This is a genomic window from Streptomyces sp. NPDC017225 (assembly GCF_044331465.1).
Lineage (GTDB): Bacteria > Actinomycetota > Actinomycetes > Streptomycetales > Streptomycetaceae > Streptomyces.
Map to the genome: position 1 here is coordinate 1 of NZ_JBIRNE010000054.1, position 2,742 is coordinate 2,742.

The window sequence follows — 2,742 nt, forward strand, 5'->3', positions numbered from 1 at the left end:
CCCGTGTGCAGAACCTACGTCGAATATCGTCTCCATCAGTGTCGGACGGTACTCGAGTGCTGATGCGGAAAAACGTACAGTCAAACCACAGGACCTACTCAGTGAATGTGTGGATCAAAGTCGGGTGAGAGTGTCGAGACCGCCCCGGAATTGCAGCTCCGACGTGCTCAGGACTGGCCGGGCTTTCGCTGGGCGTGAGAATCAGTTGTCGAGTATTTCCCGGCATTGTTCCGGGGTGTTGCCTTGCTGCAGGCAATTCGACCACAGGACCTGGGGATGGTTCGGCGGATTCGTTACTGTCGGGGTGCTTGTCGTGGTCCGAGGAGTGCCAGCTGTTGGCGGTGCATCGGTCATTCCGGCTTCGGCCCGAGGGTCGGGGAAGGTCATTCCTAGTGAGTTGGTGCACGTGGTTCCGTCGCAGGATCCTCCGTTGGCGGTGATTTCGCTGACCCGGTTGATCGCTGCGGGGCCGGCGCATTCGTCCGTCCAACCGTATGTTCCGTCCGTGAACGCGGTGTTCGGGCCGGGCGAGGTGCAGTAGTCGATGTGCTTGGTCACCGCCGGCGTGGGCGTGTCGATGAATGTTGCCTCCGCTGTGGGCGGTTCGACGATGGTTTCCGTCGTGGGTTCCACAATCGTGGTACTGGAGACCGGTGTGAGTGTCCCTGAGGAGCTCGGTGTCGTGGCGGTTGCAGTTGCTCCCTCAGACGAGGCAGGTTCGGTGGATGTGCCCTGGTCGCTGCATGCACTGAGCGCGAGAAGCAGGATCGGCGCTGCTAGCCAGGATTTTTTCATTGTCATTTGTGATCGCTTCATCCTGTGGACGGGTCGGCGTGTGGTGGCAGAGCTAGGACGGGTGTCAGCGGCGCATTTCTGCGTACGCTTGTCGCCGCAGCTGTCGAAGTTGCCGCCCATCGGCCAGTTGCCAGTCCCTCCAACCGTGCCGTTGCCGGCCCATGATGTCCGTCAACGGCGCCGAGGGTGGCCCGTAGCGTTTCCCGTCGACGTCGAGGGCCCCGTCCCGCGTGATCGTTGCGATGTAGGTGAGCCCGCGGCCGGTATCGTGATACGTCAGCTGGTCGCCGACCTGTAGATGGCCGAAGAGCATGAGCTGCAAGATGTCGTCGTCGTACGCGATCGGGGCGGAAGACGGCATGATTCGATCGGGTTGGTGTGTGAGCATGGAGGATTCGGATGTCGAATCGTCGCCGTCGCACGAGTTCGGATTCGCCTCGTCAGGTTGTGCGGTTGCGGTGGCTGCACCCGCGAGACGATGTTCCGTTGTAGGTGTCGGTATCTCGACTTTGTCTGCGTGTTGGTTTCCCGAGCCCACGAGGTTTCCGATCCCGCGGCCCACCCACCCGAGCCCGGATCCGACTCCTGAGACACCGGCACCGATCGCTTTGCCGGCCGCGCCGGCGACAGCACTGCCTGCGGACGCTGCCCGACTGCCGACTTCCGCCAGGGCGTCGACGACGCTGGGACTCTCGTGGTCGGTCCATCCCATGACCTGGCTGCCACGTGCCTGCGCGAAGTCGTCGAGGTCGTTCTTGAGTTTGACGATGTCGTGTTTGAGATTGTGGGCGGCGCCCCACCGGAATCCGTCGAGTCGGTGCATTTTTGCAAAGTTCGACAGTTCCGACCGCGCGTGCAGCAACAGTTCGCCGTCGCGTTCGAAATGCTCTGCCAGCACTGTGCGTGCGTCGTCGAGCACCACCTGCAGATGCTGCGGCTCGGTGGCCTGCACGCGCGCGATCCGCAACCGCTGCCACAGATAGAGCGACTGCTCACCGACCACCAACAGGTGCAGGGATTCGCCGAGCCGGTTCTCTTCGATTGCTCGGCGGAGATAGTCGGCGCGATCCTGGACCGGGCGAGTGGCATCGAACCCGGCCAAGGTGCGTTTGACGTGTTCTCGGAGGCGTTCGATGGTCACATTCAGGGTGGGCCGGAGTCCGGCAACAGATTCCCAGTCTGCGGTCGGCAGTGTTCCGTGTTCGTCGAGGGTGGTGACGAGCCGATCCAAGGTTGTGAAATGACCGACCACGTCACCGACTCGGGACGCTTGGGCGAGGGCGAGGAGTTGTTCGACTTTACCGTCGACGCGGGCGATCGATTCGTTCACCGACGCGATGGCCACCGAGAGGGCGACCTGCACCGCGATGAGTTGGAAGGACAGTGCTTGGGTGGGGCCGAGGGATACTTTCTGCCATTGCAGTTGCTGGCGGAACTTCCCTGCTTGGTCGACGACGGTCATTCGGAAGAACCCGCTGTCACCCGGCAACGCTTTGTACGTCTTCAATGCCTGGACGCTGTCCGGTGACAGTCGCACGAACTGACCGGCCTGGGCGGCAATAGATTTCGCTCCGACGGCAGCGGCGGCGACATTGGCCATCGAGGTTGTGCTGACGCCGGAAACATCGAGTGCCTCGCCGGCGAGATCGGTCAGGCGCGCGAGGTAGCCGGCTACGACCTCCGGGTCCCCGGCAACGAGAATGCCTTCCGGCTCGACGGAGACAGCGAGTTCGCTGCCAGGGCCGGCGCCCTCGAACAGGTCCATTGCAGCAGTGCCTGGTCGAGTGGGCTCTGATAATGAACTGTTCGACGAGGGTGTCTCGTTCATCGATGTCCGCTTTCTGCTGGTGTGGTGGTTTCCGGTGGAAAGCATCCTGGCGATGTCGGTGATGGCGGCGTCGAATCGTTCCCGTCCGCCGGCCGAGTTCAAGTGTAGGTTCTCGCGAT

At 62.5% G+C, this 2,742-nt stretch carries 2 protein-coding genes; both read right to left on the bottom strand.

What is annotated here, in order from left to right:
• Positions 1-201: 201 nt before the first annotated feature.
• Positions 202-633, bottom strand: coding sequence for a hypothetical protein (locus ACH4NX_RS38325; protein WP_099699025.1), 432 nt, complete (start codon positions 631-633; stop codon positions 202-204).
• Between the two features lie 226 nt (positions 634-859).
• On the bottom strand, positions 860-2,560 hold the full coding sequence (locus ACH4NX_RS38330) for a hypothetical protein (RefSeq protein ID WP_352030450.1): 1,701 nt from the start codon (positions 2,558-2,560) through the stop codon (positions 860-862).
• Positions 2,561-2,742: the final 182 nt, after the last annotated feature.